Origin of the sequence: Acetonema longum DSM 6540, assembly GCF_000219125.1 — a bacterium.
GTDB classification, from domain to species: domain Bacteria; phylum Bacillota; class Negativicutes; order Sporomusales; family Acetonemataceae; genus Acetonema; species Acetonema longum.
Genome location: NZ_AFGF01000289.1, coordinates 1 through 1,375, shown reverse-complemented (window position 1 = coordinate 1,375; position 1,375 = coordinate 1). Strand labels below are relative to the sequence as shown.

3 protein-coding genes are annotated in these 1,375 nt (G+C 53.7%); all 3 read left to right on the top strand.

What is annotated here, in order from left to right:
• Positions 1–236, top strand: a 236-nt coding sequence (locus ALO_RS20315) for a SymE family type I addiction module toxin (RefSeq protein ID WP_238528349.1), incomplete at its 5' end; no start/stop codon positions are given.
• Entirely contained in the window at positions 217–573 is a 357-nt protein-coding gene (locus ALO_RS20310) for a hypothetical protein (protein WP_004100088.1), read from the top strand. The genes ALO_RS20315 and ALO_RS20310, both read left to right, overlap by 20 nt.
• A 407-nt stretch (positions 574–980) precedes the next feature.
• Positions 981–1,375: IS110 family transposase (locus ALO_RS20305; RefSeq protein ID WP_004100086.1), on the top strand; the 395-nt coding region annotated here is incomplete at its 3' end.

Sequence of the window (1,375 nt, the reverse complement as noted above, 5' to 3'; positions counted from 1 at the left end):
CACACAGTGTGAGAGGAGTGCTTCCCATGGTCAGGATTCTTACCGTTTCCGGCGTATGGAGCCACAGGAACGCCGTCGGCCAGTACGTGGAAGTCCCGGCCCTGCGCCTGCAGGGCAAATGGCTGGCCCAATTGGGTTTCCGGGTGGGCAGTCTGGTTCACGTGTATGAAAACCCCGGAGAAATTACAATACGACTTTCAAAGGAGGATGTTTCGTATGGCAAAGACCCCTTTTAACACGAGTTTGGACACGGATTTATTGACTCAGGCGCGCGAGTTGGCAAAGGTTCAAGGCTTCAAAAGCGCCACGGCGATCATTGAGGAAGCGCTGCGCCTCTATTTTGCCAATTATCAGGCCGAGGTCTGGGAAAAACCATTGCCGGACGGGACGCTGCAAAAGTTGACGGTTCGCCCGGATAAGGTTTTGTTGGAGAGTATTCGGACAAGAAAGGTGGCAACGAAATTTGACCGTCAATTTGTCACGGAGGAAGCTTTGGAGGCCAGAGGATGGGCGCGGGTATGGAAGATGCGGCGCATTCCTGCCCCTTTGCATGTGGTTGCTTCTCAGGGCTGACGGACTCTTTCCGGTGGGCCGGGTATCCGGCCCACCGGGGTTCCCCCTTCGTTTCCCCTGAAAAAGGCGAGGAGCGTAGCAGCAGGCCGGGCGGCATACACAAAGACAGGCGGCAGCCTGGCTGGAGGCCGCGCGGACTGGTGCGGAGCGGGCCGGAGTTGCCACCGGCGGCCTGGCTTAGCAGAAGAAACGTTTTTACACCCCTTACCGGGTTGCCGGTGGGGAGTGTAAGGACATTTCGTCCTTAACTGAAATCTGTCACATTAAAGCATGGATAGGTTGTCGGCCCCTTGCGAGCCTGTAACAGGGCTAACGCTCACAAGCTGAGGTTGCCGGTGTGTTTTAGGGTGATGAAGTAAAGGAGTGTGGTTGTTATTTATCCAAAACGGAGTTTGGCGTTCTGCGGGATGGACATGCATAAAGAACAACATACTGCGGTCGTCATCGATTGCTGGCTGAATATCTTGGGGGAAATCACCTTGGAGAACCGGCCAGGGAAATTTGATCAATTTCTTTCTCATGTAAAAAAATTGAGTGGAGACTTAACGCTGGTTTTTGGCCTGGAGGATACGCGCGGGTTGGGAAGAAACCTGGCCATGTATTTGGTCGGCCATAAGTTTGTTGTCAAACACATTAACCCCGCCTACACCAGCGCCATGCGGTTAAGTGCGCCCACGGTCTTTAAAAATGATTCCTATGATGCCTTTTGTGTGGCAAGGGTATTGCGCGATATGATCGACAAGCTGCCGGACGCCAGTCACCAGGATATTTTCTGGACGATTCGCCAACTGGTGAAACGCCG

Excerpts from the sequence above, each read along its gene's own strand:
- ALO_RS20310 (WP_004100088.1), top strand. The coding sequence starts at position 217 with ATGGCAAAGACCCCTTTTAACACGAGTTTGGACACGGATTTATTGACT.